This is a genomic window from Sulfitobacter sp. HI0129, assembly GCF_001635395.1.
Lineage (GTDB): Bacteria > Pseudomonadota > Alphaproteobacteria > Rhodobacterales > Rhodobacteraceae > Sulfitobacter.
In genome coordinates, this window is sequence record NZ_LWGH01000700.1 from 1 (window position 1) to 1,385 (window position 1,385).

The 1,385-nt window shown below is 65.3% G+C and carries 2 protein-coding genes; both read left to right on the forward strand.

All coding sequences use genetic code 11. The features are described 5' to 3' along the window. Positions 1 to 270 (forward strand): transketolase C-terminal domain-containing protein (locus A3764_RS17610; RefSeq protein WP_330220542.1); only part of this gene is annotated, 270 nt, incomplete at its 5' end. A gap of 354 nt (positions 271 to 624) precedes the next feature. Beyond that, the coding region (locus tag A3764_RS17615; RefSeq protein ID WP_201722460.1) for a phosphomethylpyrimidine synthase ThiC at positions 625 to 1,385 on the forward strand (761 nt) is incomplete at its 3' end.

Consider the following 1,385-nt stretch of genomic DNA (forward strand, 5'->3'; position numbering starts at 1 on the left):
ATCGACAGGATGGACGAGGAGGAGATCCGCGCGGCGGCGGAAACCGGCGCGATCCTGACGGTGGAGGAGCATAACGTGACCGGCGGGCTGGGATCCGCCGTGGCCGAGGTGCTTCTCGATCTGCCGCGGATCAGGTTCCGCAAGCACGGGGTGCCCGACAAATTCGTCGAGGTCGGGCCCCCGGCGGCCCTCTATGCCCACTACCGGCTGGACGCCGAGGGTGTGGCGGGGGTTGCGGGCGAACTGCTTGATTTACGCGAGGACGCTTGAAACCATTCGTCGGCGGGCCATTGCCGCCCGCCGCCATGTGACCCCTCCGAAGCCGTTTTGGCCCGTTGACTTTCGGCCCATCGCTGCCAATAGTGCCCCTACGTCAGGGGAGTCCCGCCATGGGGACTGAGAGGCTGACAGGGGTTTGTTCAATCTGCCCCGGTGACGCGACCCTTTGAACCTGACCCAGTTGACGCTGGCGTAGGAAGACCGAAGGGTATTTCCGCATTCTCCACACCTTGGGGGCGGTCCTTTCGGGCCACTCTTGGCCCTTTGCGCGTGCCGCAACCGGGCCGGTGCGGTCCCTTTCTGCCACATGTTTCACTTGGGTCTCATCACGTTGAGGAGACCGATATGAAAGACCTAGTTCCCGAAATCACCACCGGCAGCCTGCCCGCTTCGCGCAAGGTCTATGCCACCGGCCAGACCCATGACATCCGCGTGCCCCTGCGCCAGATCGATGTGACGGGCGAAGCACCGGTGAGTGTCTATGACAGTTCGGGGCCCTATACCGACCCGGCCGCGCAGATCGACATTGCCCGGGGCCTGCCTGAGGTGCGCGGCGGCTGGCTGCATACGCAGGGGCTGATCGAGGAATACGAGGCGCGTGCCGTCACCGATGCCGACAACGGCTTTGCCACGGGGGCGCGGCTGACACCGGCCTTTCCGGCGCAGCGCCCGCCGCTGCGCGCCAGCGGCGACCGGGCGGTGACGCAGCTGGCCTTTGCCCGTGCGGGTATCGTGACGCCCGAAATGGAATTCGTCGCGATCCGCGAGAACGAAGGCCGGCTGGCCGCGCAGCCCCGGGACGGCGATCCCATGGGCGCGCCGCTGCCCGATCTGGTCACGCCCGAATTCGTCCGCGACGAAATCGCCGCAGGCCGTGCCATCATCCCGGCCAATATCAACCACCGCGAGCTTGAGCCGATGATCATCGGCCGCAACTTCAAGGTCAAGATCAACGCCAATATCGGCAATTCGGCTGTCACCTCCTCGATGGAGGAAGAGGTGGAAAAGATGGTCTGGGCGATCCGCTGGGGGGCCGATACGGTCATGGACCTGTCCACGGGGCGCAATATCCACAACATCCGTGACTGGATCATCCGCAACGCGCC